The sequence below is a fragment of the Rhizobium mesosinicum genome (assembly GCF_019511345.1).
Taxonomy (GTDB): Bacteria; Pseudomonadota; Alphaproteobacteria; order Rhizobiales; family Rhizobiaceae; genus Rhizobium; species Rhizobium mesosinicum.
The window spans coordinates 125,096-148,081 of sequence record NZ_JAEUAK010000015.1; the positions used below are offsets into that span (position 1 = coordinate 125,096).

A 22,986-nucleotide genomic window follows, 5' to 3' on the forward strand; every position below is an offset into this window, starting at 1 on the left:
TGTTCTCACGCAATTCCGGGCGCAGAACCGCTGCATACTTCTGCTGGAATTGCTCTATTTATCCTTATGCAATTCCGGACGCAGAACCGCGCACACTTCTGCTGGAATTGCTCTATATGTGAACGACCCATCCAGCGATTCCCTCCGGAGATCATCATGCCATCCTTCGACTACGACCTCTTCGTCATCGGCGGCGGTTCAGGGGGCGTACGCAGCGCGCGCGTTGCGGCCTCGCTCGGCAAGAAGGTGGCGATCGCCGAGGAATATCGCTACGGCGGCACCTGCGTGATCCGCGGCTGCGTGCCGAAGAAGCTCTTCGTCTATGCCTCGCAGTTCCACGAGCATTTCGAGGATGCGGCCGGCTTCGGCTGGACGGTCGGCGAAAGCTCGTTCGACTGGAAAAAGCTCGTGGCCGCCAAGGACGGCGAGATCGCGCGGCTGGAAGGGCTCTATAAAAAGGGGCTTGCCGGGGCCAATGCCGAGATACTGGAGACGCGGGCCGAACTCGTCGACGCGCATACGATCAGGCTGCTGAAGACCGGAAAAACAGTCACCGCGAGGACCATCGTGATTGCGACCGGCGGCAGGCCGAACCCGCACGGCGCGCTGCCCGGCCACGAACTCTGCATTTCCTCCAACGAAGCCTTCCATCTGGAAGAGCTGCCGAAATCGATCCTGATCGCTGGCGGCGGCTACATCGCCGTCGAATTCGCCAATATCTTCCACGGACTCGGCGTCGAGACGACGCTGATCTATCGCGGCGCCGAGATCCTTTCGCGCTTCGACGAAGACCTGCGTCGCGGCCTGCACGAAGCCATGGTCGCCAAGGGTATCCGCATCCTCTGCCAGGATGTGATGGAGAAGGTAACAAAGGGCGAAAATGGCCTCATCATCGAGACGATGAAGGGCGAGACGCTCAATGCCGGTATCGTCATGCTGGCGCTCGGCCGGGATCCGAACACGAAAGGGCTGGGGCTCGAAAAAGCGGGTGTTGCGGTGAACGAGCGCGGTGCCGTCATCGTCGACGATTATTCGCGCACCAATATCGAGAACATTTATGCGCTCGGCGATGTCACCGACAGGGTACAGCTGACGCCGGTCGCGATCCACGAGGCCATGTGCTTCATCGAGACAGAGTACAAGAACAATCCGACCAAGCCGGACTACGACCTGATACCGACCGCCGTCTTCTCACAGCCGGAGATCGGCACGGTCGGTCTGTCAGAGGAAGAGGCAGGCAAGCGTTACCATGAGCTGGAAGTCTATCGTGCCCAGTTCCGGCCGCTGAAGGCCACATTATCCGGCCGGGCCGAGAAGATGATCATGAAGCTGATCGTCGACGCCGCAAGCCGCAAGGTTGTCGGCGCCCATATCCTCGGCCACGATGCAGGCGAGATGGCGCAGCTTCTCGGCATCACGCTGAAGGCCGGCTGCACCAAGGATGATTTCGACCGCACCATGGCGCTGCACCCGACGGCCGCCGAGGAGCTGGTGACCATGTATGCGCCGAGCTACAGGATCAAGGACGGACAGCGCGTTTGATCCCTTACAATAAAAGGCGCCTGCCGCAGCTGGTCAGCTCGTCAGGCGCGGCGCGCGAATGACCTTCAGGAACAGCGCCTTCATGGCATCGGCAATGCCCTCGGTCGGCGACACCTCGAAATAGAGGCCGGGCGAGGCGCAGGCGGCCATGCGCGTGGGTATCTCGTTCTGGAAGGGCTTGATCCAGTCATTGTACCAGTTGTTGCTCGGCAGCGGCAGATAGGTGGTGTAAAGCACGGCGATCTTGACGCCGCGATCCTTCAGCGGCTTGCAAAGAGAGATGTCGATCGGTTCCTGACAGCGGCCGCCGGTCGTCTTCTTGGTGCATGTCGAGGGCTTGTAGCTGTCCCCGACGCCATCCGACACGAAGAACAGGATCTTTTCCGGACTGGTATTCGACGTTCCGTCGCCCGAGGGATCGATGATGGTATTCATCTGCGTCATGGCGCTGTCGAAGCTGGTGAGCTGGTCTTTGTTGTAGTTCTGATAGGGAATGGTCATCAAATCGACGGCGTCGGTATAGTTCTTCACCTGCGTCAGATCGGAGGTGAGGCCCGATATCGTCGTCAGTTTGGCGTCCTCGGCCTTGGTACCGAAGGTGTAGACGCCCATGCGGAACTGATCGGCGCTTACGCGTTCGGTCTTGGCGGTGTCGGTCAACGCCTGGGTTGCCTGGCGCACCACGTCGATGCGCATGGCAACGCCGAGGCTCTTGGCGATCGTGTAATTATTGGTGCTCTGGTCCATCTGGTGACAGGCAAAGGCGCAGCCGGTCTTGGCCTCCAGTTTGGAAACGCCGGTCGGAGTCGCCGCGACACCCATGGAGGGCGTATTGTCGAGCAGAATGAAGAAATCCATGAACGACGCGGTCTGATATTCCGCCGTCGCCGTGCCCGATACAGTAATCGAATCCCGGCCGAGGACATGCATGAAGGTTGTGGGCACGGAGGCGCTGAAAGTGACCTTCGAATTGAGCTTGTTGGCCGTCTTGGTGACATCGATGCTCAAATTCACCGGCACCGAGGCCAGTTCGCCGGACATCTGCGAGAAGAAGATGTTGCGGGCATCCGTCTTGGCGACCGAGATGGTGCCGTTACCCTGCATGGTCATGGCAGCTGCCACCGCATCCGATTTTTCGGAAATCGACCCGACAGCTGCGGCATCGGCTGCGGCATAGAGCTCGGTGCGCAGGCTCAGCGCATGGGCATAGTCCAGCGCCAGTCCGGCAGTGCCGACCAGCGGCACCATCAGCAGTGCCGTCATGATGCCGAAATTGCCGGACCGGTCCGACAGGAAAGCGGACGAAAGGATGCCCATCTCATACCCCTAGTTTATTAGGGTATTCTGTACATAGGAAATCTAAATTAGCTGGAAAATAGCATGGTATATACCGGCTTAACGCCGATTCGACATCATGTCAGTGTGGTCGGAATGGAACTGCGAGCGGCTGACGGAAACACTCCGAGGGCGGCCGAGTGCCCTACTAGGCAAGGGGAGGTGAAAGGTTTATAAGCCGCCGGATTATTTAACGGGCAGGCATCCGGGAGCAAACCGGATGGGGAAGCAGATGAGCGACATGGCACAGAATTGGACCCCGAGCAGCTGGCGGAGCAAGCCGATCCAGCAGGTTCCGGAATATCCCGACGCGGCTGCACTGGCGGCGACGGAGGCCGTGCTTTCCACCTATCCGCCGCTCGTTTTTGCCGGGGAAGCCCGCCGCCTGAAGAGCGCGCTCGCCAACGTGGCCGAAGGTAATGCCTTCCTGCTGCAGGGCGGCGATTGCGCCGAAAGCTTCCTGGAACATGGCGCCGACAATATCAGAGACTTCTTCCGCGCCTTCCTGCAGATGGCTGTCGTGCTGACCTTCGGCGCTCAGCTTCCCGTCGTGAAGGTCGGCCGCATCGCCGGCCAGTTTGCCAAGCCGCGTTCGGCCCCGATGGAAACGCAGAATGGCGTTTCCTTGCCAAGCTATCGCGGCGATATCGTCAACGGTATCGAATTTACGCCGGAAGCCCGTATCCCGAGCCCGGAGCGCCAGCTCGACGCCTACCGCCAGTCCGCAGCGACCTTGAACCTCTTGCGCGCCTTCGCCATGGGCGGCTACGCCAATCTCGAAAACGTGCATAAGTGGATGCTCGGTTTCGTCAAGGACAGCCCGCAGGGCGAGCGTTACCGCAAGCTTGCCGACCGCATCAGCGAGACCATGGATTTCATGAAGGCGATCGGCATCACTTCGGACAACAATCCGAGCCTGCGCGAGACCGATTTCTTCACCAGCCACGAAGCGCTGCTGCTTGGCTACGAAGAGGCGCTCACCCGTGTCGATTCCACCTCCGGTGACTGGTACGCGACCTCTGGCCACATGATCTGGATCGGCGACCGCACACGCCAGCTTGACCACGCGCATGTGGAATATTTCCGCGGCATCAAGAACCCGATCGGCCTGAAATGCGGCCCGTCGCTGCAGCCCGACAACCTGATCGAGCTGATCGACGCGCTGAATCCGGCCAACGAAGCCGGCCGCCTGACGCTGATCTGCCGCTTCGGCCATGACAAGGTCGCCGACAACCTGCCGAAGCTCATCCGCGCCGTCGAGCGCGAGGGCAAGAAGGTCGTCTGGTCCTGCGATCCGATGCATGGCAACACGATTACACTCAACAGCTACAAGACGCGTCCCTTCGAGCGCATCCTCTCAGAAGTCGAAAGCTTCTTCCAGATCCACCGCGCCGAAGGCACGCATCCCGGCGGCATCCATATCGAGATGACCGGCAAGGACGTGACCGAATGCACCGGCGGCGCCCGCGCCGTCACCGCCGAGGACCTGCAGGACCGCTACCACACCCATTGCGACCCGCGCCTCAACGCCGATCAGGCGCTGGAGCTGGCGTTTTTGCTGGCAGAGCGCATGAAGGGCGGCCGCGACGAGAAGCGGATGGCTGCTGCCAACGCGTAAGGCAGAGCGAATAGCGATAGCGAGTAGAGAAGCCCGGCTCGTACCGGGCTTTTTTCTGCCTATGAGGACCCAACTCCTCATCTCTGTGCGTCGCATACGACCCAGCTTGCCCAAATCCTTGGGGAGAACACGGATCCTTGCGGTCAAACCGCCCGCCATGTATTCAAGCTGCATGACCCATATACCGACCCTTTCCGGCCTGTATTACGCGCTGCTCCCATAGAGCGGCGACGGTCATCTATTTGATGTCAGAAACGCCGCACGGTCGGCGGCGTCGTGTTTCAGCAAAAGGTCTCCGGCCTGATCGGCCCCATGGAGACCCTTATGACCACCAATTTCCAGCCTTCCACCAAGCTTCGATCGGCGTTTCTGCATGTTCTCTCGGAACGCGGATTTATCCACCAATGCACCGACCTCGAAGAGCTTGACATCAGGCTCAGCGCCGGGACCGGCACAGCCTATAACGGCTTCGACCTGACGGCCGACAGCCTGCATGTCGGGCATCTCATCCCCATCATGATGCTGCGCTGGTTTCAGAGGACCGGTAACAGGCCGATCGCGCTGATGGGCGGAGCGACCACGCGCCTCGGCGATCCGAGCTTTCGAGATACGTCGCGTCCCTTGCTCAGCGAAGAGCAGATCGCCGGCAATCTCGCCGGCATCCGGCGCATTTTCGAACGGTTTCTGAGCTTCGGCGAGGGGCCGACCGATGCGCTCATGGTCAACAATGCCGATTGGCTCGGCAGCCTTAAATACCTGGATTTCCTGCGCGATGTCGGCCCGCATTTCTCCGTCAACCGGATGTTGACTTCCGACAGCGTGCGCCAACGGCTGGAGCGGGAGCAATCACTCTCGCTGCTCGAATTCAACTACATGGTTATGCAGGGATATGACTTTCATGTGCTTGCCGAAACGCATGGCTGCCTGCTGCAGCTCGGTGGTTCGGACCAATGGGGCAATATCCTCAGCGGCGTGGAATTCGGCCGGCGTGCGAGAGGGCGGACATTGTTCGGATTGACGGCACCGCTCTTGACGACGGCGTCGGGCGCGAAGATGGGCAAGAGTGCATCGGGCGCGGTCTGGCTGAACGCCGAGCGGCTGTCGCCTTACGAATTCTGGCAGTTCTGGCGCAATACCTTGGATGCCGATGTCGGCCGCTTCCTGCGGCTCTTTACCGAACTGCCGCTCGACGAGATCGCGCGTTTGGAGGCGTTGCGCGGCTCGGAGATCAACGTGGCGAAAAAGATGCTTGCCGATGAGGTGACACGGCTCTGCCATGGTGCAGATGCGGCGGCAGAGTCCGCCGCGACATCGCGGCGTATGTTCGAAGAGGGCGAGACGCCTGCCGGCCTGCCGACGATCACGGTGGCCGGCGAGGCGCTTCGTGAGGGCCTGCCGCTGCCGGACGCGCTTGTGAGCGCCGGACTTGCCAAATCGAAAAGCGAGGCGCGCCGGCTGATCCTTGGCGGTGGCGTGCGGGTCAACAGCCGTGGCGTCGGCGATGAAACCATGCGGCTCGGTCATGCGGATATGGAGGGCGGCGTCATCCGCCTGTCGGCCGGCCGCAAGAAGCACGTGCTGTTGCAGCCGGAATCATGAAGCGTCAGTGGCGGGCTCCATTAATCACCGCCGATGATGTGATGAACAGAACCCGCTCCCTGGCTACAGGGAGTGACGCTGACGGAAATGGTGCTGCAGGAAGGATTGGGCCTTGAGGAAGCTCCAAGTGCGCGGAGCGCCTGGCAGAAAATCGTCGTCGTTCAGGATGTCACTCAGCGGTGATGCGAAGAGCCTGGCCGCCTCGTTACGGTCCGGCGCGTGACGGGCGCCGTCGAGGATTTCGGCGGCGGTGGATCGGCTTGCGGCCACCAGGAAAAGCTCCGGATGGCAGAAGACGGGATCATAGGCGAGGCCGATTGCGACAGCGTCCGAGCGCTCGATATCGGTGACGGCGATTTCCTCGGCGAGTTCACGGGCAGCTTCCTCGAAGAGGTCGATCTCTTCGCCGGCCGCGGGCTCCGCATAACCGCCGACGAAATAGAGGGCACCGGGGTTCTGCTCGGCGGTGAGGCTGCGTTTCGTGACGATCACCTGCTGGTCCGCAGTTATCAGAACGACAGTGAGCCCAAGGGGATCGGCACGCTTGGTCTGGGGATGCTCCTCGGCAAAGCCGGCATGGCGCGTCACCACGTAAGCGGAAAAGCATGTGCTGTTAGCGGTGATGTTCAGCCGGCCACTCTCGATCCCATAGGCAGCCATGCGCAGGAGCCGGCCGTCGAAAGCGGCGGGGTGTCCGGCAAGGAAGCGATCCCAACCCGATTTCCGTTCCGCCTCAACCATTTCTGAAAGCTTAAATTCTCCCGCAAGGCGGCAGTGAATTTGGTCGACGGGAATGCTGAAGGCTTCGTCTGCTAACATCATCAGTGCATCGCCTTTCTCAGCAGTTCAACGGCCTCGGCCACGGATGGTCCCTGAATCGGCGGCGGCTCGGCTTTCTCGCAAAATTCCCGCCAGATGAAGAAGGTCAGTTCGGCTCCGTCGGTCGCGGTTTCGCCGGGGCCTTCGGCGAAGGTCTGGAGCAGACGGTAACGCTCGTCCTGCCAGAAGAGCGCCTCCACCCAGTCATAGACCGGGATGATGTGGAAGTGGATGGAAAGTCCTGGCGCATGGCCGTAGCGGCCGATGTAGACGCGTTTTGCGCCGAGTACCTTACCAAGCGCCTTCTGTGCTTTCGCCAGTAGCGGACCGAATTCGGCGAGGGCTTCGACCGACAGATCCGAGAGATCGTTGGTAAAAGTTCGGGAGCTGACCATGAGGTAGCCGGGAAGGGCGGAATTGATGCGATGGTTCACCAACCATGCTGATGTTTCGGATACTAGAAATTGTTCGGGGATTTCCAAGGACTGTTTCTCCATCGCTTGGCGCTTGCGCGGATTCGCACTGTGGCCGACCATGACAAGCTTCGGCAAGGCAAGGGGAAGTGACTTTCGCGTATTGGCAGATTACGGATGCATCGAAATACCGTCTCTTTCCGGGAGCGAAGGCAGGGCGGAGATCCAATATTTCCTGGTGATGAACATACGGCGATGCAATGGACAAATGGTGTTCGATCTTCCACGATCTCCATGAGCAGTCTCTACATGGTGACATGTATTGACAGATGAATCGGTCGCCTAAAACGCGTCGATACATATAAGTAAAGCTATGTTTAAAAAAGCGGGCCGGATCCTATTAATGAACCGGCCCGCATTCCCTCACATGCCGGTTGCCATGTTCCAGTTATAGACGCAGCGATCAAGGCCGATGGCGATCTCCAGGACGAGAACGTCGTGCTCGACGGCCGGTCCCTTTTTCGGCTGCGTCCTGTAGCGGTCGGGAAAATCCGTGCGGCGAGAGATCGAGCAGACTTCCATCCATTTGTCGCCGTTATCGACCTCCACATCGACCGTCGTCTGCGAGTAGGCAGGCAAGCGATCGGAGGGCACGATGCGGGTCGGCAATGGGATGAGCGCGGCGATCATGCGGCGCACGGGTTCCAGCGAGGCGGCATGATAGTCGTTGCCGCTGTCGGCTGTGTAGGCGCATTGGAATTCCAGCTGCCAGAATTCCTTCAGGCGCATGTGCTTGGTCGGCTGCTCCTGTTCGCGCCGGTAGGATCGGCCGGCCTGCCAGACGCAGAGGGGCAGACGCGTTCTCGAGTGATTGTTGAGAATGTGCTGCATGTACACGTAAGTCGAGGGCGTCGTTTCCGGCCTCAGCACGAGCGGTATGTCGGTCTCAGTCAGTTGCTCCTGCACCCAGATATCGGCATTGGTGTAGGCTCCCGAAATGAGGGCGCGCGGCGTCAGCGCCGGGGCCTCGACCCGTCTGACATCCCAGGCCGGGTTGACCGACCGGAGGAAGCTTCGCACTTCCTCGGAAAAGAAGCGGACCATATGGTCGCGCATGTTGATTTCACGCTCTTCCCAGTGGACGAGCGAATTGACATTGAAAAGATTGAGCACGGTGCCTGTCTCCCTGGCAGCCTAACAGAATGACGGGGCTTTACGTCCAGCAGTTCGCCGGACGCATCAGGCATCCGGACGTTACGGCTGGACGCGGAGACCTCGTCCGCCGATAGCGCACAGAACGGCGACCTGCAGGCAGGTGCGGTTCAAACGGGAGATGGGCGCGCTGTCGGAGGTCATGGCAAGCTTCGTACTTGCGGGGCTGGCGCTTGTCAAATCGGCTTTCGGCATTGCGGCCAATGGTCGTCATTCGAGCATCTGGCGCCGCACGGGTGAGGGCTGGAAGATCGCGTTCCATCAGGGCGCACCGATAAGCTAAGCCGACACGGGCACAGCATCGATGCCGGCATTGGCGGATGGTGCGCAAAGTATCAGCTTTCCTGAAGCCTTTGATCAGCGCTTTCGATTTGACTGCCGGGTGTACGGACGTCACTCTCCGAATAGTTCAGGGGGAACGGAAATGAGCGAACATCATGCGGGTGGGTGCCTGTGCGGCGCGGTGCGCTTCGTAGCGCGGGAGAAACCCGATGTCGTGGTCGGCTGCCATTGCTCGCAGTGCCGGCGGCAGACGGGGCTTTATTATGCTGCGGCCGACGTACCGGTTTCGGCCCTCACGATTGCCGGCGAGGAGAACCTGCGCTGGTATCAGTCGAGCGATGAGGCCAGGCGCGGTTTCTGCTCGCAGTGCGGCTCGGCACTGTTCTGGCAGGGGCTTGGCCGACCGGTCATTTCCATCCTGGCCGGCGCTTTCGACGAACCGAACGGGCTCAGCTTCGGCTACCATATCTTCTGTGCCGATAAGGGCAATTTCTACGAGATCGCCGATGGCCTTCCGCAACATGCGGGCCGCGCTTGAGCGTTGACGACGGGCAAGCAGCATGCTGCCGGCGTTCTTCCGGCGCGGTATGCGCAAGGCCGAGGATGACGTGGCCAACAGGTAGGCTTTACTCCCACAAACAAAAGGCGCGCCGCAAGGACGCGCCTTCGCAAGTCTTCGAGAGAAAACTCAGCCCTGGATGAAGGCCAAGAGGTCCGGGTTGATGACTTCAGGATGCGTGGTGCACATGCCGTGCGGGAAGCCGGGATAGGTCTTCAGCGTGCCGTTCTTGAGCAGCTTGGCGGACAGCGGCGCGGAGTCGGGATAGGGAACGATCTGGTCGTCATCGCCGTGCATGACGAGAACCGGCACGGTGATCTTCGTGAGATCATCGGTAAAGTCGGTTTCCGAGAAGGCCTTGATGCAATCGTAATGGGCCTTTGCGCCGCCCATCATGCCCTGACGCCACCAGTTTTCGATGACACCCTGGCTGACCTTGGCGCCCGGACGGTTGAAGCCGTAGAAGGGGCCGGTCGGGATATCCAGGAAGAACTGGGCCCGATTGGCGACGAGGGCTGCACGAAAGCCATCGAAGACTTCGAGCGGCAGGCCGCCCGGGTTCTTGTCGGACTTGACCATGACAGGCGGTACGGCGCCGATGATGACGGCCTTGGCGACACGGCCTTCCTTGGCGCGGGCGACATAGTGGACGACTTCGCCGCCACCTGTGGAATGGCCGATATGGACGGCATTCTTCAGGTCGAGATGATCGGTCAGGGCGGCGACGTCGGCCGCATAGGTGTCCATCTCGTTGCCTTCGAAGGTCTGGGTGGAGCGGCCGTGGCCACGGCGGTCATGGGCGATGACGCGGTAACCTTTTTCAAGGAAGAACATCATCTGGTTGTCCCAATCGTCTGCACTGAGCGGCCAGCCGTGATGGAAGACGATCGGTTGGGCATTCTTCGAACCCCAATCCTTGTAGAAGATTTCAGTTCCGTCCGCGGTCTTGATGAAAGGCATGGTCTGGCTCCGATTTCTGGTGATGTTGAACTGGTTGGGGCAAGCGTGTCTTTCGGCAGGGTGATGGCCGCAATTGCGGCCCACCTGCCAGAAGAACGTCCCGCCGTGTGGCATCTTTCGTCAGTGCAATGCTGCGTTATTCAAATGCAATGCTGCGTTAATCATAGGTGTGGGCATGACCGCCTCGGGTGGGCTTCTCCGCGTCTCTTCGAAAAGGACAAGCCGGCCCACTTCCGGTGGCAACGAGCTAACCGTCGTAAATTGATGCAAAGCTGTGATGACGGCAATGCGCAATAAGACGTAATAGCCTCATGAACACAATAGGTTATCCGCAGATTTTCTCTTGTCAAAGCTGCGGAAGCTTCCATGCGCCAGCAGAGCGAGCGTCGCGGCGAGATAGGCGAGCCCCGTCAGGAGCAGTGCCGAAGAAAGGCCGAGGCCGTCAATCAGCGCGCCGCCGACAAGGCCGCCGAAGGGAATGAGCGCCCAGCAGAGGGCGGCATTCAACGAGGTGACACGGCCGATCAATGGCTTCGGAATGCGCTCGAATAATACGGCCGTAATGATGGGATTGAGGAAGCCCGATGCGAAGCCGCCGATCACGAGGATTGCGAAGATCAGGGCGAGGGGCGAATCCACAGCAAAGACGAGGAAGCGGGGGAAGCCTGTGAGCAGGAAGGCGACCGTATAGACGAGAAGGCGCGGCATACGTTCGCCGATCAGGGCGGCAATGGCTGCACCGATCATGGACGCACCGGAAAAGACGGCGAACAAGGTACCGAGCAGAGCCGGACTGTGGCTCGAATCCCGGGTCCACACCGGCATCAGCACAGCGAAGTAGGCCTGATCGAGAAGGTTGGTCGTCGCCACCATCAGCACGATCGCGACCAGTACGGCGTCGCGACGCATGAAGTGCCAACCTTCGGCCAGCTCACGGCCGTAGGCAGGGAGGCCGGCCGCCTCTGCCTTCGATCCATGCTTCAAAATCGGAATTCCGGCGGCGACGACCAGGGCGGCGGCGCAGAAGGTGAGGGCGTTGACAGCCAGAGCCTGGCTCGGCCCGACAAGGGCAATCAGCGCGCCGGCGCCGGCTGCTCCTGCGGTCGATGCCAGGCGCTCGATGGCGCCGACGACGCCGGTTACGCGCTCCAGAGGCACGGAGGCGATTTCCGCGATGTCGGGGACCATGGATTGCTTGGCGGCATCCGACGGGCCGCGCAGCACGCCCATGGCAAAGACGATCGGAAGCAGGATGGGAATGGTGAGCAGGCCGAGAAGATGCAGCAGCGGCACGAGTCCGACCGCGATCACCGAGGCGCTGTCGCAGATGATGGCGATGCGTTTGGGGCCGAGGCGGTCGATCAAGGGGCCGCCGAGAGCCTTGGCGACGACATAGGGCAGCATCTCCGTCATGGCGACGAGGCCGGTCAGCACGGGACTGCCGGTCGTGCTCAAGACCAGCCAGGGGATGGCGACACCGGATAGCCGTGTGCCGGAAATGGAGAGCGTTTCGGCTATCGCGAGCGCGATGAAGGGGCGGCGGCTCACGGCTCGCTCTCTTCCTCGCCATGCGGCAGACGGCCCGGATAGGGGAAGGCATGTAACATGATCGTGAAGGGCACCGCGCCTGGTGGCAGCGGCTCGCCGAGGGGCGGTGCCTCGCTCATCGCCTCCATAAGGAGGTCGTTCAGCCGCTTCGTCAGAGCTTCGGCCTTTTCAGAGGTCAGCGGTATGGTCACGTCGCTTGCAGTGCTGGCCTTCCTCCATGCCTGCGGCAGCTCGGCATACTCTTCTACGGCCTTCTGCATCTGGCCGGCATGCTGCGAGAGAATAGCTTGCGTGAATGCAACATCCATATCGAAGGCCTCGCCTTCGGTTTCAGAGGGCGAGATCGAGGTGACCTCGTGACATGCCTTCCACCATCGATCCCGGCGGGATGGCCCCGGTGCATCCTCGATGAAGCCGTATTGGGCGAGTTGGCGCAAGTGATAGCTCGTCGCGCCGCTGTTGAGGCCGAGCCGTGCGGCAAGCTGCGTTGCCGTTGCGGGGCCATCGATACGCAGCATGCCGAGCATGCGCAGCCGCACCGGATGAGCAATCGCCTTCAGGGCAGTGACGTCGGGTACGACGCGGCCGACGTTGCGGGATATCGATGACGCAGGCGCAGGTGTTTTCATGGCGGCAGACTAGTACCGCAAACGAATCTTTGCAAAAGTTTCTTTGCAAAGATTACGAGCGAGATCACTTGGGTTTCGTTCCCCCGCACCGTGCTGTTACAGCCTTATCCGCGCTCCGCAAGGATGGCGTTCAGTCGCGAGACATCCTCCCGCAGCGCTGTCAGTTCCGTCAGCACCCGCATATCGATTTTCTGGTGCAGCGACAGAACCTCAAGCTCGGCCTTCAGGTTCACCTCATAATCCTTGGCGGCTTCGAAACGGTCCCGTTCGGCCTGCCGGTTCTGGGACATCATGATGATCGGCGCCTGTATGGCGGCGAGCATGGAAAGGATGAGGTTCAGGAAGACGAAGGGGTAGGGATCGAAGGCCCTGTTCAGCAGAATGATCGTGTTGATCAGCGTCCAGACAAGGAGAAAGGCGAGGAAGGCGAGGATAAAGGACCATGAACCGCCGACGCGAGCGATGCCATCGGCCAGCCGCTCGCCGAAAGAGGCTTCGGCGGAAAAGGCAGCGTTGACGTCGGTGGAGACGATCTTGCGCTCATGCGCCTTGGCGAGCACGCGCTTTTCGATATCGCCCAGTTCTTCGGCAGGCTTGCCGAAATGCAGGTGGACGAAATTCGGAAGATTAGACATGGCATTGCCCCGGAAGTGGATCGAATTGGCGGGCAGTATTCCGCCCTTGCAGCAAATTGCAATGCGTATCGGCGCCGCACAAGGCAAACTGATGGATGGCGCAGGGACAGTCCTGCCTTCATCAAATTTTTGCGGCAGATCGCTACCGCTTTTCGAGCGGCTTATTGCCGTGCACGACGGGGCGGACTAAATGAATGGCATGACACAGGAAAATGCTCTCTCCCACACGTTCAACATCGCCATCGCCCAGCTCAATCCGACAGTGGGCGATGTCGCCGGAAATCTTGCCAAGGCGCGCGAGGCGCGCGCCGATGCGGCGCGGCAGGGCGCACATCTCTTGATGATGACCGAGCTTTTCATCTCGGGCTATCCGCCTGAGGACCTCGTACTAAAACCCGCCTTCATCCGCGCCTGCTGGAAGGCAGTCGAAAGCCTTGCGGCCGACACGGCCGATGGCGGACCAGGCGTCGTCATCGGTTTTCCGCGCCAGGACGAAACAGGGCGCTATAATTCCATCGCCGTCCTCGATGGCGGCAAGGTGATTGCGATCAGAGACAAGATCGACCTGCCCAATTACGGCGAGTTCGACGAGAAGCGCGTCTTCGACCAGGGCGCCATGCCGGGGCCGGTGAATTTTCGCGGCGTGCGCATCGGCATTCCGATCTGCGAAGATATCTGGGGCGATCTCGGTGTGTGCGAGACGCTCGCCGAAAGCGGAGCGGAAATTCTGCTCGTGCCGAACGGTTCGCCCTATTATCGCGGCAAGGTCGATATCCGCCATCAGGTCGTCCTGAAGCAGGTCATCGAGACCGGCCTGCCGATGGTTTATGCCGCCCAGCTCGGCGGCCAGGACGAGCTTGTCTTCGACGGCGCAAGCTTTGCCTTCAATGCCGACAAGTCGCTCGCCTTCCAGCTCAGCCAGTTCGAACCGACACTGGCTGTCACGACCTGGAAGCGCACGGAGAACGGCTGGCATTGCTCGCAAGGGCCGATGGCGCGCATCCCCGAAAGCGAGGAGGCCGATTATCGCGCCTGCCTGCTCGGCTTCCGGGACTATGTGAACAAGAACGGCTTCAAAAATGTCGTGCTCGGCCTTTCCGGCGGCATCGATTCGGCGATCTGCGCGGCAATTGCCGTCGATGCCTTGGGCGAGGAGCGGGTGCGCACGGTCATGCTTCCGTACCGCTATACGTCCGAGGACTCGCTGAAGGATGCGGCCGATTGCGCCAAGGCGCTCGGCTGCCGCTACGATATCGTGCCGATCGAGGCGCCGGTGACGGGCTTTTCCTCAGCGCTGTCGAACCTCTTCGAAGGCACGAACAGCGGCATTACCGAAGAGAACCTGCAGAGCCGTGCACGCGGCACGATCCTGATGGCGATTTCCAACAAGTTCGGCTCAATGGTCGTCACCACAGGCAACAAGTCGGAAATGTCGGTTGGTTACGCCACGCTCTACGGCGACATGAACGGCGGCTTCAACCCGATCAAGGACCTCTACAAGATGCAGGTCTATGCGCTGGCCCGCTGGCGCAACGAGAATGTACCGCCGGATGCGCTTGGCCCCTCGGGCTTGGTTATCCCGCAGAACATCATCGACAAGGCGCCTTCGGCCGAGCTTCGCCCGGACCAGAAGGACCAGGATTCGCTGCCGCCCTATCCCGTGCTGGACGACATTCTCGAATGCCTGGTCGAGCGGGAAATGGGGGTTGAGGAGATCGTGGCGCGCGGCCATGATGTCGAAACGGTACACCGGATCGAGCATCTGCTCTATCTCGCCGAATACAAGCGCCGCCAGTCGGCACCGGGCGTGAAGATCACCAAGAAGAATTTCGGCCGCGACCGGCGCTACCCGATCACCAACCGGTTCCGGGATCGCTGAGACACCTCAAGGATCTGGGGAGGGATACATGCGCAGTTCGGTGGAGATCTACAACGTGAGGCGCGGCGAAAGCCGCGTCGTCTGGCAGACGGAAGCGCTGGTGGAGGCGCCGAACTTTTCCCGTGACGGCGCCTATCTGCTGATCAATGGCGACGGGCTGCTCTACCGGCTGCGGCTCGACGGCAGCGATCTTGTCGAGAAGGTCGATACCGGCTTTGCCGTCCATTGCAACAACGACCACGGCATTTCGCCCGATGGCGAGGAGATCGTGATTTCCGACAAGACCGAGTTCGGCAAGTCGGCGATTTATATCCTGCCGGTCGAGGGCGGCAAGCCGCGACTGATCACCAAGAACCTGCCGTCCTACTGGCACGGCTGGTCGCCCGATGGGCGCGAGCTTGCCTATTGCGGCATCCGCAACGACGTCTTCGACATCTACACGATCTCAGTCGATGGCGGCGAGGAGAAGCGGCTGACGCATGGCGAGGGCCGCAACGACGGACCGGACTGGTCGGCGGATGGGCAGTGGATCTATTTCAACTCCAGCCGCACCGGGCTGATGCAGATCTGGCGCATCCACCCCGATGGTACGGGTCTCCAGCAGGTGACATCGGACAATTACGGCAACTGGTTTGCGCATCCGTCGCCGAACAATGACAAGGTGCTGATCCTCTCCTACGACTCTGATGTTTTCGATCACCCGCGCGATCTGAATGTGCGGTTGAGGATGATGGACATGGACGGCGGCAACCTGACGACGCTCTTTGAGCTCTTCGGCGGGCAGGGCACCATCAATGTGCCGAACTGGTCGCCCGATGGCGAGGAATTCGCCTATGTCAGGTATTTTCCCGTGAGATCTTGAAAGCGGCGCGCGGCCATTTGATGATGGGGCGTTGGGGATGTGGCCCGCTCATTCGCCTCAGCGAGCTTTCGCAACCGGCTCAATGCAGCTTGTGAGTGCCGCTGAAAATCACCCTGTATTCAGTCAACGCGTCAATTGTGCAGTCAATCTCCGCACTATATTCGGGAGCCTCCTGCTTATAGAACTCCAGAAGCGCGATACTGTCATCAATCCGGTAGTCCGTTCTGCACATTCCATAGAATGTTTCGAATAGATTCCTTAGCCAGTACCTTTCGGGATATCTTGCTCTGGAAAATTCCTCGATTAGCGTATCGCCCGAAAATTCGATCGTTCTCCCATAGTAGAGTGCTGAAAGCACCGTCCGTATGCGTTCGTCAGGACTAATGTCTGTACGTGAGAGCGTTTCGGTGATCTCTTCTTCGCTTCTTTTTTCTGGGGCATCGTATTTCAATTGACAGGCCTTGTCTCGGACCGAGCTCTCTAGGGATATCCAGATTCTTTCGAGATTGTCACTGTGCGACTAACGATGAGGCACTCAGCGCAGACGCGCGGCAGCTGGAATCCTATGACAAGCACATTGCGAATGAGCGGCGGGGTTTCCCCGCCGCGCTTGATGTGGCCACTCAGGCCGCGACAGCCGCCTTGCGGCGATCGCGGACGGCTTTGGCCAGATCCTCGAGCACATCGACCGACATATCCCAGCCGATGCAGCCATCAGTGATCGACTGGCCATAGACGAGCGGCTTGCCGGGAACGAGGTCCTGACGGCCGGCGACGAGGTTGCTCTCGATCATCATGCCCTTGATGTGATGGTTGCCGGCGACGATCTGGCCGGCGACGTCGTGGACGACCTTCGGCTGGTTCATCGGATCCTTGCTGCTGTTGGCGTGGCTGGCATCGATCAGCATGCGCGGGTCGACACCCAGCTTGGTTGCCTCGGCGATCACAGCCTGCACATCGGCAGCTTCATAGTTGGGCCGCTTGCCGCCGCGCAGGATGATGTGGCAGTCCTCGTTGCCGCGGGTGGAGGCAATCGCTGCCTGTCCATCCTTGGTGACAGCCGGGAAATGATGCGGCTGGGAAGCCGCCATGATCGCGTCGAGCGCGACACGCGCGCCGCCGTCCGTGCCGTTCTTGAAGCCGATCGGGCAGGAGAGACCCGAGGCGAGCTGGCGGTGGATCTGGCTTTCGGTCGTGCGCGCGCCGATGGCGCCGTAGCTGACGAGATCAGCGATATATTGCGGGGTGATCGTGTCGAGGAATTCGCAGCCGGCCGGCAGGCCCATGGCATTGATGTCGAGCAGCAGGCTGCGCGCGAGGCGCAGGCCTTCTTCGATACGGTAGCTGCCGTCGAGATGCGGGTCGTTGATCAGGCCCTTCCAGCCGACGGTAGTGCGGGGTTTCTCGAAATAGACGCGCATGACGATTTCGAGATCGCCGGAGAGGCGTCGTCGCTGTTCGACAAGCCGGGACGCATATTCGCGCGCGGCTGCCGGATCATGGATCGAGCAGGGGCCGATGACGACCAGCTGGCGGTCGTCCTTGCCCGTCAGGATATTGTGGATGATGTCGCGCGTGCCGGTCACGGTCTCGGTAACCGCGCGGTCACGTGGGATTTCCTTGATAATATCGGCAGGCTTGGTCAGCGGGGTGATCTCGACGATGCGCAGATCATCAATAGTGTCAGTCACGGTATGCTCTCCTGTTTGGTCATACCGTGCGGAACAAAAAAGCCGCCAGGTAGACTAGCGGCTGTTCGGGTGTGTCGTCGCGTTAGTTTCGGTTACGCACAGACCCGCATCCGCTGGAAGCAGCGGTACGAATAAAATCGCGATGCGTAAACGGACGAAATCGACATGGCGCTTATGTAGCTATGCTCGAGCGATTTGTCACGCAGAATTTGCTGCCGTTGGGCAGGTGTGTTTGAAGTCCCGGTTACGTATATCGCCCGAACCGCTTGCGTCCGGGCGATATGAATTTGCAGACGCAGGAAATTAAAGCGCGTCGACGTTTACGCCGACGGTAATGGCGCCGATCGGCGTTCCCTTGTCGTCGGAAATGGTAACGCTTGCCTGCGACTGCAGTGCCTGCGTGGATTCGTCCTTTTCGATCTCGTCGACGAAAACGGCATCTTTACCGGCGCCGAAGGATTTCTGGAATTTGGCCTCGTCGCCCTGCCAGTAATCGGAGGTGGCATCGCTTTGGCCGACATTCAGCCCCTTCGCGTCCATGACGAAGATCTCTGCGATCTTGCCATCGGATGCAGCCTTCTTTTCCTGGAGGAATTTGGACAATGCATTGCCAAGCACGCCGTCGATCATCGTGTGGTCGGAGCCATCGACCTCGGCACGCCACTTCTTGTCGAGGGCGTCGATATCGGCTGCGCCCAGGTTCGCATTCGCGGCATTCTGCGCCTTGATGGCTTCGATGACGGCGGGATCGTTAAGCCACGGCTTTACGTCGCTCGTCACGTAATCGGCGATCGGCGCAAGCTTGGCATCCTGCGCCATGGATACGCCCGCGGGGACGGCAAACGCGGCGCAGGCTATAAGATATGCGGTCACGACTTTCTTCATAACTGTTCCTTCCTGGTTAATTGGCTGATGGGATGAGCTTATCGAACGATGATGGGGTCAGAATTCCTCCCAGGCACCGGAAGACGCGGCAACGGCGGCACTTCCAGCATACCGTTTCGCTAGAGCTCTCGGCTCCGGTCGAGGTTGACGATCAACCGGTTGAACGGGTGCATACAGGCTGGCGGCAGTCGCGCCGACCGTGAACCTGCCGGCGGAATCCTGCAGAAGGCGTCCCTGGGTGAGCAGTTCCTGGCAGGCCGCGTTGGTTTCCTCGACCATTGCCGCATTCTGTTGCGTGGCTTGATCCATCTGATTGATCGCGCCATTGATTTCCTGCAGGCCCGTCGCCTGTTCGCGGTAGGACTGAACGATGGAAGCGATACTGTCGCTGATGCGGTTGATCTGCTCCTCGATCTTCAGGAGGGCGTCCCCGGTCTCGTTCACCAACCCGACGCCCGCGGCCACTTCCTGCCCAGACACAGTGATCAGGTTCTTGATTTCCTTTGCCGCGTTTGCCGAACGCTGGGCGAGTTCGCGCACTTCCTGCGCGACGACTGCAAAACCCTTGCCGGCTTCGCCGGCGCGCGCCGCCTCGACGCCGGCATTCAGCGCCAGCAGATTGGTCTGGAACGCGATCTCATCGATGACGCCGATAATGCGGCCGATCTGGCTCGATGAGGTCTGAATCCGGTCCATCGCTCCGATGGCATCACGCACCACGGTCGCCGAAACGTGAGCGCTCCGTTTCGTTTCCTCGACTTGTTTTCCGGCGGTTTCGGCCCGCTGCGACGACGTTCTGACCGTCGTCGTTACTTCATCCAGCGCGGCGGCGGTCTGTTCCAGCGCTGCTGCCTGTTGTTCGGTCCGCTTGGCGAGCTGATCTGCGGAGGAGGCCAGTTCGCTCGATCCGCTTTCGACAGCCACGGAGGCGGTCTTGATCTCCGTCAGCGCGGCCGCGACTGCCTGGACCATATTGTTGAAATCCTGCCGCAGTTTATCGAATTCGGGGCCGAGATCGGCGAGATTTATCGAGAAGTCCCCTGCGGCGAGCTTTTCCAGCGCATTGGCAAGAGCGGTCATAACCAGTCGCTGCGTGTTGCTGGCCTCTTCCGTCAACAACGCGTTGCGAGCCCGTTCGGAATCCAGCGAAGCGCTCTGCTCGGCAGCTGCTTGCTCTCTTTCGACTTTTGCAATCGCCTCGTTGCGGAAAACTTCCAATGCGCGAGCCAGAAAGCCGATTTCATCGCCATTTTCCCGATAGGTGACGGGAGAGGCGAGATCACCTTTCTGCAAGGCGCTGATACGCTCGCTGAGGATCCTGATCGGTCGACCAACCAGACTGCGCATGGCGAGAAGAAACGCGACAATGGCAATAGCGGTGATCACGGACTGCGTCAGCACCGAAATCAACACCTTCTGCCTGACTTCGGACGCGATCTTCTCGACGGACCAGTTCGTGACGACGTAGCCGGTGGCCTTGCCCGACTTATCGAGCGGAAGGGGTGCTGTGATCGTCACGACGCCGGCGGAGATTCCGCTGTCGTCAATCGTCGTTTTTTCCGGCTTCGCGCTCAGGCGCTTCGCAAGATCTGCCGATGCAGGCAGACCATTGACGCCGTCGCGTGTCCACGTATCGACCGCGGTGAGCTCCGCATTGAATGCTGAGAATTGAACGAGGTCGAGCGAGGGATCGTCGCGGTAGAGCGAATAGGCATCTCGAACGGCATTCGCCTTTCCCCACTTCACGCCGCCTGCGGCCAGAGATGCAAACTGCTTCGCATCCTTCGACCAGTTCGCCTTGGCGCCATCGATCAATGCTCGGGTTTCGTATAACCAGGTGTACGTCGCAAAGGCTGAAATGCCGCAGAGATTGACGGCAACGATAATCGCCGCCAGCTTCGCTGTCAGAGGCATCGTCTTCAAAAATTGGAACATCCCGTGGGGGCCTCGAAATGCGGCTCAGTCGGACACGTTCTCGACCGGCGTATCAATACGGGCATCGACGCTGGCGGCCACATCATGAGCACTCATGCCCATGTCCTCACTGCAACCCAGAACGCGCAGATGCAGTGTGTATTTCATGTGTGAATAAATTATAAAGTAGAATGGGTACCGGTGCGCCGCCACTGACTTGAGACCCATACGGCGCGCTTTAGAAGCGTTCTCTGGAAAGGGACGTTGCATCCACTTGCCGCGATAGCATTTCCACGCCATAGATCGCTGGTCAGGTGCCCGCCGTTGCAAGCGGGAGAATCGGGAATCCGGTGCAAGGCCGGAACGTGCCCAACGCTGTAAGGCCGACGCTTGCCGCTCATCACGCCACTGGCTGCAAGGCCGGGAAGGCTGCGGTCAGGCGGATGACGCCAAGTCAGAAGACCGGCCTGACGAGATAGACCCAACCCGCGCGGACGGCGGGCGGTTGCGTTGTTGGGGATTTGACGATGCGACCCATTGATGATGCCGTTTGCCCGGCATCCAGCTTTTCTGCGGCCGAACGCGAGGCCGTCTATCATGCGATCATGACACGGCGCGATGTACGCAGCCAGTTCCTGCCCGATCCCTTGCCGGACGACCTCGTCACGCGATTGCTGACAGCGGCCCATCACGCGCCTTCGGTCGGTTTCATGCAGCCGTGGAATTTCATTCTGGTGAAGAGTGCCGAGGTGAGGGCGCGTGTGCGCGATGCCTTCCTTAAAGCGAATGAGGAAGCGGCCCGCATGTTCGACGGCGAGCGGCAGGAAAAATACCGGTCGCTGAGACTCGAAGGGATCGTCGAAGCGCCGATTGGCATCTGCGTGACCTGCGACCCCTCGCGCAGCGGCAGCGTGGTGCTGGGGCGCACGCATAATCCGCGCATGGACAGCTATTCCACCGTCTGCGCCATCCAGAACCTATGGCTGGCCGCACGGGCCGAAGGCGTCGGCATCGGCTGGGTCAGCATTTTTCGCGAGGGCGATCTGAAGGAGATCCTTGGCATTCCCGACCATATCGAAGTGGTTGCCTGGCTCTGCGCGGGGTTCGTCGACCGGCTCTATGACGAACCGGAACTGGCGGTCAAAGGCTGGCGGCAGCGGATGCCACTGGACGAACTCGTCTTCCATGACGGCTGGGGACAGATAAAGACCTGAGCCATTATTGCTGCTGCGGCTGCGGGCCTGATGTTGCCGGATTGGCGAGATCGATCTTGCCCTGATCACCCGCCAGGAATTGCGGGCCGACCTGGCGCACCTTGTTGCCGGCGGGATCATAGGGACGATCCGGCACCTGAGCCTGTGGGGCACTTGCGGCTTTCGGAGCTTCGGTGCGGATCGTGGTGATCGAACCCTTCGGCTCAGATACCGGCGCAGAGGCCGTCTGGCTCTTGCGCATTTCCTCGTAATAGGCGCTGAGATTGCAGGCGCAGGCGGATTTTTCGCCGGGCGCGCGGGTCTTGTAGGCGAAGGCGTTCTTCATTGCGCCATAGGGCGCGCCCGTCGCCGTCGAAATCATGTTTGCGGCTTCGGTGCTGGAAATGTCGCGATAAAAGAGTTCCGTCTCCACGCCGGGGCACATCTTGGCGCAGGTTGCGGCATCGCGCCCGAAATCGACCGAAGTGGCATTATTGCTGATCGGAAAGAAACCGCCGTCGCAGGTGCGCACACAGATGGTGCTGACCGGAGAGAGCATTTCGGCGCGAGGCAGGCCGTAGCGTTCACCGCCGCCCAGCGGAATGAACGTGTCGCCGCGCATGGCCTGCTCATCGATCGAAGGAGCCGGCGCATAGGCGTCACCCTGCACAGGTTCGCTGAAACTGTCGCTGTTGCAGCCATTGTCCTCGAGCGCGGCCATCAGCTCCTCGCGGGCCGGATCGGCGCCACCCTGACGCAACGCGTTGCGGCGATCCTGCAGGTAGCGGACATTGTCCACCATCTTCCGTTCGGACTGCTTGAGCTCCTCGCAGAAGCCGGCATTCTCGCCGCCGACGACGACCATGCTGCCAGACGTGCAGCCATAGCGGCGCAGATCGCCGCGCACCTTGCGCAATTCAAGATTCTGCTCGGCAAGCGCACCTGCATACTGACGCATCTCGGCGCCATTATTGCCGATCGATTGCGGCAGGTCGGCAAGGCGGCCGCGCAAATCCTCGCAGATCGCATTGGTCTGCGCCTCCGCCGGGACCGCGAAAGCCAGAAAAAGGAGGAGAGACAGGTTTCGGCGCTTCACGACGTCGTCCCGGAATGAGAAAGTATCTGTCGGTCGATTGCGGGTTCATCCACCGCGCTTTGTCCTAACCTATTTTCCTTAATAAGCTCAGAGTAATTCCTAGCGCATTTTTGCGATCTTATCCAGCAAGACGGATGTTTCCGCCTCCGACTCACCCGCAATCGCGCGGGAGGTCGCTGATAGCTAAATAGATGATATGACAAAAAATTCAGACCGCGCCCACTCCTCCGGAAGGAGACCGAAAATCCCGGAAACCCGCAGCCTTCACGTTTTCGTGGATGGCTGTTTCGAGCCGCGATCCGGGCAGGGCGGGTG

Annotated in this window: 23 protein-coding genes and 1 riboswitch; of the genes, 9 read left to right on the forward strand and 14 right to left on the reverse strand. The window is 60.4% G+C overall.

From position 1 onward, the window contains the following. Positions 1–156: 156 nt before the first annotated feature. Positions 157–1,542 (forward strand): glutathione-disulfide reductase, encoded by a 1,386-nt coding sequence (gor, locus tag JNB85_RS27980; protein ID WP_220337658.1) that lies wholly within the window; start codon positions 157–159, stop codon positions 1,540–1,542. A gap of 33 nt (positions 1,543–1,575) precedes the next feature. On the opposite strand, the gene JNB85_RS27985 is transcribed toward gor, so the two are convergent. Further along, positions 1,576–2,859 carry a pilus assembly protein gene (locus JNB85_RS27985; protein ID WP_220337659.1) on the reverse strand — a complete coding sequence of 428 codons (1,284 nt, stop codon included), beginning with the start codon at positions 2,857–2,859 and terminating at the stop codon, positions 1,576–1,578. A gap of 259 nt (positions 2,860–3,118) precedes the next feature. On the opposite strand from JNB85_RS27985, the gene JNB85_RS27990 reads away from it, so the two are divergent. Continuing rightward, positions 3,119–4,495, forward strand: a complete 1,377-nt coding sequence (locus JNB85_RS27990; protein WP_220337692.1) for a class II 3-deoxy-7-phosphoheptulonate synthase — start codon at positions 3,119–3,121, stop codon at positions 4,493–4,495. Positions 4,496–4,819: 324 nt separating this feature from the next. After that, positions 4,820–6,094, forward strand: a complete 1,275-nt coding sequence (gene tyrS / locus JNB85_RS27995; protein ID WP_220337660.1) for a tyrosine--tRNA ligase — start codon at positions 4,820–4,822, stop codon at positions 6,092–6,094. A 63-nt stretch (positions 6,095–6,157) separates the two neighbouring features. On the opposite strand, the gene JNB85_RS28000 is transcribed toward tyrS, so the two are convergent. The 3 genes from JNB85_RS28000 to JNB85_RS28010 all read right to left on the reverse strand — a co-directional run bounded on the left by JNB85_RS28000 (position 6,158) and on the right by JNB85_RS28010 (position 8,499). Continuing rightward, the gene (locus JNB85_RS28000) at positions 6,158–6,916 is read right to left on the reverse strand and encodes an NUDIX domain-containing protein (RefSeq protein WP_220337661.1); all 759 of its coding nucleotides are present in this window, start codon (positions 6,914–6,916) and stop codon (positions 6,158–6,160) included. Next, positions 6,916–7,395, reverse strand: coding sequence for an HIT family protein (locus JNB85_RS28005; protein ID WP_220337662.1), 480 nt, complete (start codon positions 7,393–7,395; stop codon positions 6,916–6,918). The genes JNB85_RS28000 and JNB85_RS28005 overlap by 1 nt, the downstream gene beginning before the upstream one ends. A gap of 354 nt (positions 7,396–7,749) precedes the next feature. Further along, positions 7,750–8,499 (reverse strand): aminoacyl--tRNA ligase-related protein, encoded by a 750-nt coding sequence (locus tag JNB85_RS28010; RefSeq protein WP_220337663.1) that lies wholly within the window; start codon positions 8,497–8,499, stop codon positions 7,750–7,752. Positions 8,500–8,680: 181 nt separating this feature from the next. Between JNB85_RS28010 and JNB85_RS28015 the strand changes: the two genes are divergently transcribed. Together JNB85_RS28015 and JNB85_RS28020 are read left to right on the forward strand one after the other, a co-directional pair. Next, positions 8,681–8,821, forward strand: a complete 141-nt coding sequence (locus JNB85_RS28015) for a hypothetical protein (RefSeq protein WP_220337664.1) — start codon at positions 8,681–8,683, stop codon at positions 8,819–8,821. A 141-nt stretch (positions 8,822–8,962) separates the two neighbouring features. Beyond that, on the forward strand, positions 8,963–9,358 hold the full coding sequence (locus tag JNB85_RS28020; RefSeq protein WP_220337665.1) for a GFA family protein: 396 nt from the start codon (positions 8,963–8,965) through the stop codon (positions 9,356–9,358). A 150-nt stretch (positions 9,359–9,508) separates the two neighbouring features. Here JNB85_RS28020 and JNB85_RS28025 read toward each other — a convergent pair whose 3' ends face one another. The 4 genes from JNB85_RS28025 to JNB85_RS28040 form a co-directional block, all read right to left on the reverse strand. After that, positions 9,509–10,339 (reverse strand): alpha/beta fold hydrolase, encoded by an 831-nt coding sequence (locus JNB85_RS28025; RefSeq protein ID WP_220337666.1) that lies wholly within the window; start codon positions 10,337–10,339, stop codon positions 9,509–9,511. A gap of 309 nt (positions 10,340–10,648) precedes the next feature. Continuing rightward, positions 10,649–11,887 carry an MFS transporter gene (locus tag JNB85_RS28030; RefSeq protein ID WP_220337667.1) on the reverse strand — a complete coding sequence of 413 codons (1,239 nt, stop codon included), beginning with the start codon at positions 11,885–11,887 and terminating at the stop codon, positions 10,649–10,651. Then, positions 11,884–12,516 carry an ArsR/SmtB family transcription factor gene (locus JNB85_RS28035; RefSeq protein ID WP_220337668.1) on the reverse strand — a complete coding sequence of 211 codons (633 nt, stop codon included), beginning with the start codon at positions 12,514–12,516 and terminating at the stop codon, positions 11,884–11,886. The genes JNB85_RS28030 and JNB85_RS28035 overlap by 4 nt, the downstream gene beginning before the upstream one ends. Positions 12,517–12,620: 104 nt before the next feature. Continuing rightward, the gene (locus JNB85_RS28040) at positions 12,621–13,151 is read right to left on the reverse strand and encodes a DUF1003 domain-containing protein (RefSeq protein WP_220337669.1); all 531 of its coding nucleotides are present in this window, start codon (positions 13,149–13,151) and stop codon (positions 12,621–12,623) included. Here JNB85_RS28040 and JNB85_RS28045 point away from each other — a divergent pair. From JNB85_RS28045 to JNB85_RS28055, 3 genes are read left to right on the forward strand one after another with little or no spacing between them, the layout of a single operon-like run. Further along, positions 13,150–13,341, forward strand: coding sequence for a hypothetical protein (locus tag JNB85_RS28045; protein ID WP_220337670.1), 192 nt, complete (start codon positions 13,150–13,152; stop codon positions 13,339–13,341). The genes JNB85_RS28040 and JNB85_RS28045 overlap by 2 nt on opposite strands. A gap of 9 nt (positions 13,342–13,350) precedes the next feature. Beyond that, the gene (locus JNB85_RS28050; protein WP_220337693.1) at positions 13,351–15,030 is read left to right on the forward strand and encodes an NAD+ synthase; all 1,680 of its coding nucleotides are present in this window, start codon (positions 13,351–13,353) and stop codon (positions 15,028–15,030) included. Between the two features lie 28 nt (positions 15,031–15,058). Then, on the forward strand, positions 15,059–15,892 hold the full coding sequence (locus tag JNB85_RS28055; protein ID WP_220337671.1) for a TolB family protein: 834 nt from the start codon (positions 15,059–15,061) through the stop codon (positions 15,890–15,892). A gap of 79 nt (positions 15,893–15,971) precedes the next feature. On the opposite strand, the gene JNB85_RS28060 is transcribed toward JNB85_RS28055, so the two are convergent. The 5 genes from JNB85_RS28060 to JNB85_RS30990 form a co-directional block, all read right to left on the reverse strand. Next, positions 15,972–16,343, reverse strand: coding sequence for a hypothetical protein (locus JNB85_RS28060; protein WP_220337672.1), 372 nt, complete (start codon positions 16,341–16,343; stop codon positions 15,972–15,974). 172 nt (positions 16,344–16,515) lie between these two features. Then, a complete protein-coding gene (locus JNB85_RS28065) occupies positions 16,516–17,583 on the reverse strand; it encodes a 3-deoxy-7-phosphoheptulonate synthase (protein ID WP_220337673.1) in 1,068 nt (355 codons plus the stop codon). A 303-nt stretch (positions 17,584–17,886) separates the two neighbouring features. Further along, complete coding sequence (locus tag JNB85_RS28070; protein WP_220337674.1) at positions 17,887–18,468, reverse strand: hypothetical protein; 582 nt, start codon at positions 18,466–18,468, stop codon at positions 17,887–17,889. A gap of 57 nt (positions 18,469–18,525) precedes the next feature. After that, positions 18,526–20,403, reverse strand: a complete 1,878-nt coding sequence (locus JNB85_RS28075; RefSeq protein WP_220337675.1) for a methyl-accepting chemotaxis protein — start codon at positions 20,401–20,403, stop codon at positions 18,526–18,528. Between the two features lie 24 nt (positions 20,404–20,427). Beyond that, complete coding sequence (locus tag JNB85_RS30990) at positions 20,428–20,550, reverse strand: hypothetical protein (RefSeq protein WP_262928195.1); 123 nt, start codon at positions 20,548–20,550, stop codon at positions 20,428–20,430. Between the two features lie 127 nt (positions 20,551–20,677). Beyond that, a riboswitch (cobalamin riboswitch) is annotated at positions 20,678–20,867 on the forward strand. Between the two features lie 42 nt (positions 20,868–20,909). On the opposite strand from JNB85_RS30990, the gene bluB reads away from it, so the two are divergent. Next, on the forward strand, positions 20,910–21,596 hold the full coding sequence (gene bluB, locus JNB85_RS28085) for a 5,6-dimethylbenzimidazole synthase (RefSeq protein ID WP_220337676.1): 687 nt from the start codon (positions 20,910–20,912) through the stop codon (positions 21,594–21,596). 4 nt (positions 21,597–21,600) lie between these two features. Here the strand turns inward: bluB and JNB85_RS28090 are convergent, their stop codons facing one another. Next, positions 21,601–22,671 (reverse strand): DUF2865 domain-containing protein, encoded by a 1,071-nt coding sequence (locus tag JNB85_RS28090; RefSeq protein WP_220337677.1) that lies wholly within the window; start codon positions 22,669–22,671, stop codon positions 21,601–21,603. Positions 22,672–22,986 lie beyond the last annotated feature (315 nt).

Coding starts and splice junctions, on each gene's coding strand:
- gor (WP_220337658.1), top strand. CDS start 157: ATGCCATCCTTCGACTACGACCTCTTCGTCATCGGCGGCGGTTCAGGG.
- JNB85_RS27985 (WP_220337659.1), bottom strand. CDS start 2,859: ATGGGCATCCTTTCGTCCGCTTTCCTGTCGGACCGGTCCGGCAATTTC.
- JNB85_RS27990 (WP_220337692.1), top strand. CDS start 3,119: ATGGCACAGAATTGGACCCCGAGCAGCTGGCGGAGCAAGCCGATCCAG.
- tyrS (WP_220337660.1), top strand. CDS start 4,820: ATGACCACCAATTTCCAGCCTTCCACCAAGCTTCGATCGGCGTTTCTG.
- JNB85_RS28000 (WP_220337661.1), bottom strand. CDS start 6,916: ATGATGTTAGCAGACGAAGCCTTCAGCATTCCCGTCGACCAAATTCAC.
- JNB85_RS28015 (WP_220337664.1), top strand. CDS start 8,681: ATGGCAAGCTTCGTACTTGCGGGGCTGGCGCTTGTCAAATCGGCTTTC.
- JNB85_RS28020 (WP_220337665.1), top strand. CDS start 8,963: ATGAGCGAACATCATGCGGGTGGGTGCCTGTGCGGCGCGGTGCGCTTC.
- JNB85_RS28025 (WP_220337666.1), bottom strand. CDS start 10,339: ATGCCTTTCATCAAGACCGCGGACGGAACTGAAATCTTCTACAAGGAT.
- JNB85_RS28035 (WP_220337668.1), bottom strand. CDS start 12,516: ATGAAAACACCTGCGCCTGCGTCATCGATATCCCGCAACGTCGGCCGC.
- JNB85_RS28045 (WP_220337670.1), top strand. CDS start 13,150: ATGGCATTGCCCCGGAAGTGGATCGAATTGGCGGGCAGTATTCCGCCC.
- JNB85_RS28040 (WP_220337669.1), bottom strand. CDS start 13,151: ATGTCTAATCTTCCGAATTTCGTCCACCTGCATTTCGGCAAGCCTGCC.
- JNB85_RS28050 (WP_220337693.1), top strand. CDS start 13,351: ATGACACAGGAAAATGCTCTCTCCCACACGTTCAACATCGCCATCGCC.
- JNB85_RS28055 (WP_220337671.1), top strand. CDS start 15,059: ATGCGCAGTTCGGTGGAGATCTACAACGTGAGGCGCGGCGAAAGCCGC.
- JNB85_RS28070 (WP_220337674.1), bottom strand. CDS start 18,468: ATGAAGAAAGTCGTGACCGCATATCTTATAGCCTGCGCCGCGTTTGCC.
- JNB85_RS28075 (WP_220337675.1), bottom strand. CDS start 20,403: ATGTTCCAATTTTTGAAGACGATGCCTCTGACAGCGAAGCTGGCGGCG.
- JNB85_RS30990 (WP_262928195.1), bottom strand. CDS start 20,550: ATGAAATACACACTGCATCTGCGCGTTCTGGGTTGCAGTGAGGACATG.
- bluB (WP_220337676.1), top strand. CDS start 20,910: ATGCGACCCATTGATGATGCCGTTTGCCCGGCATCCAGCTTTTCTGCG.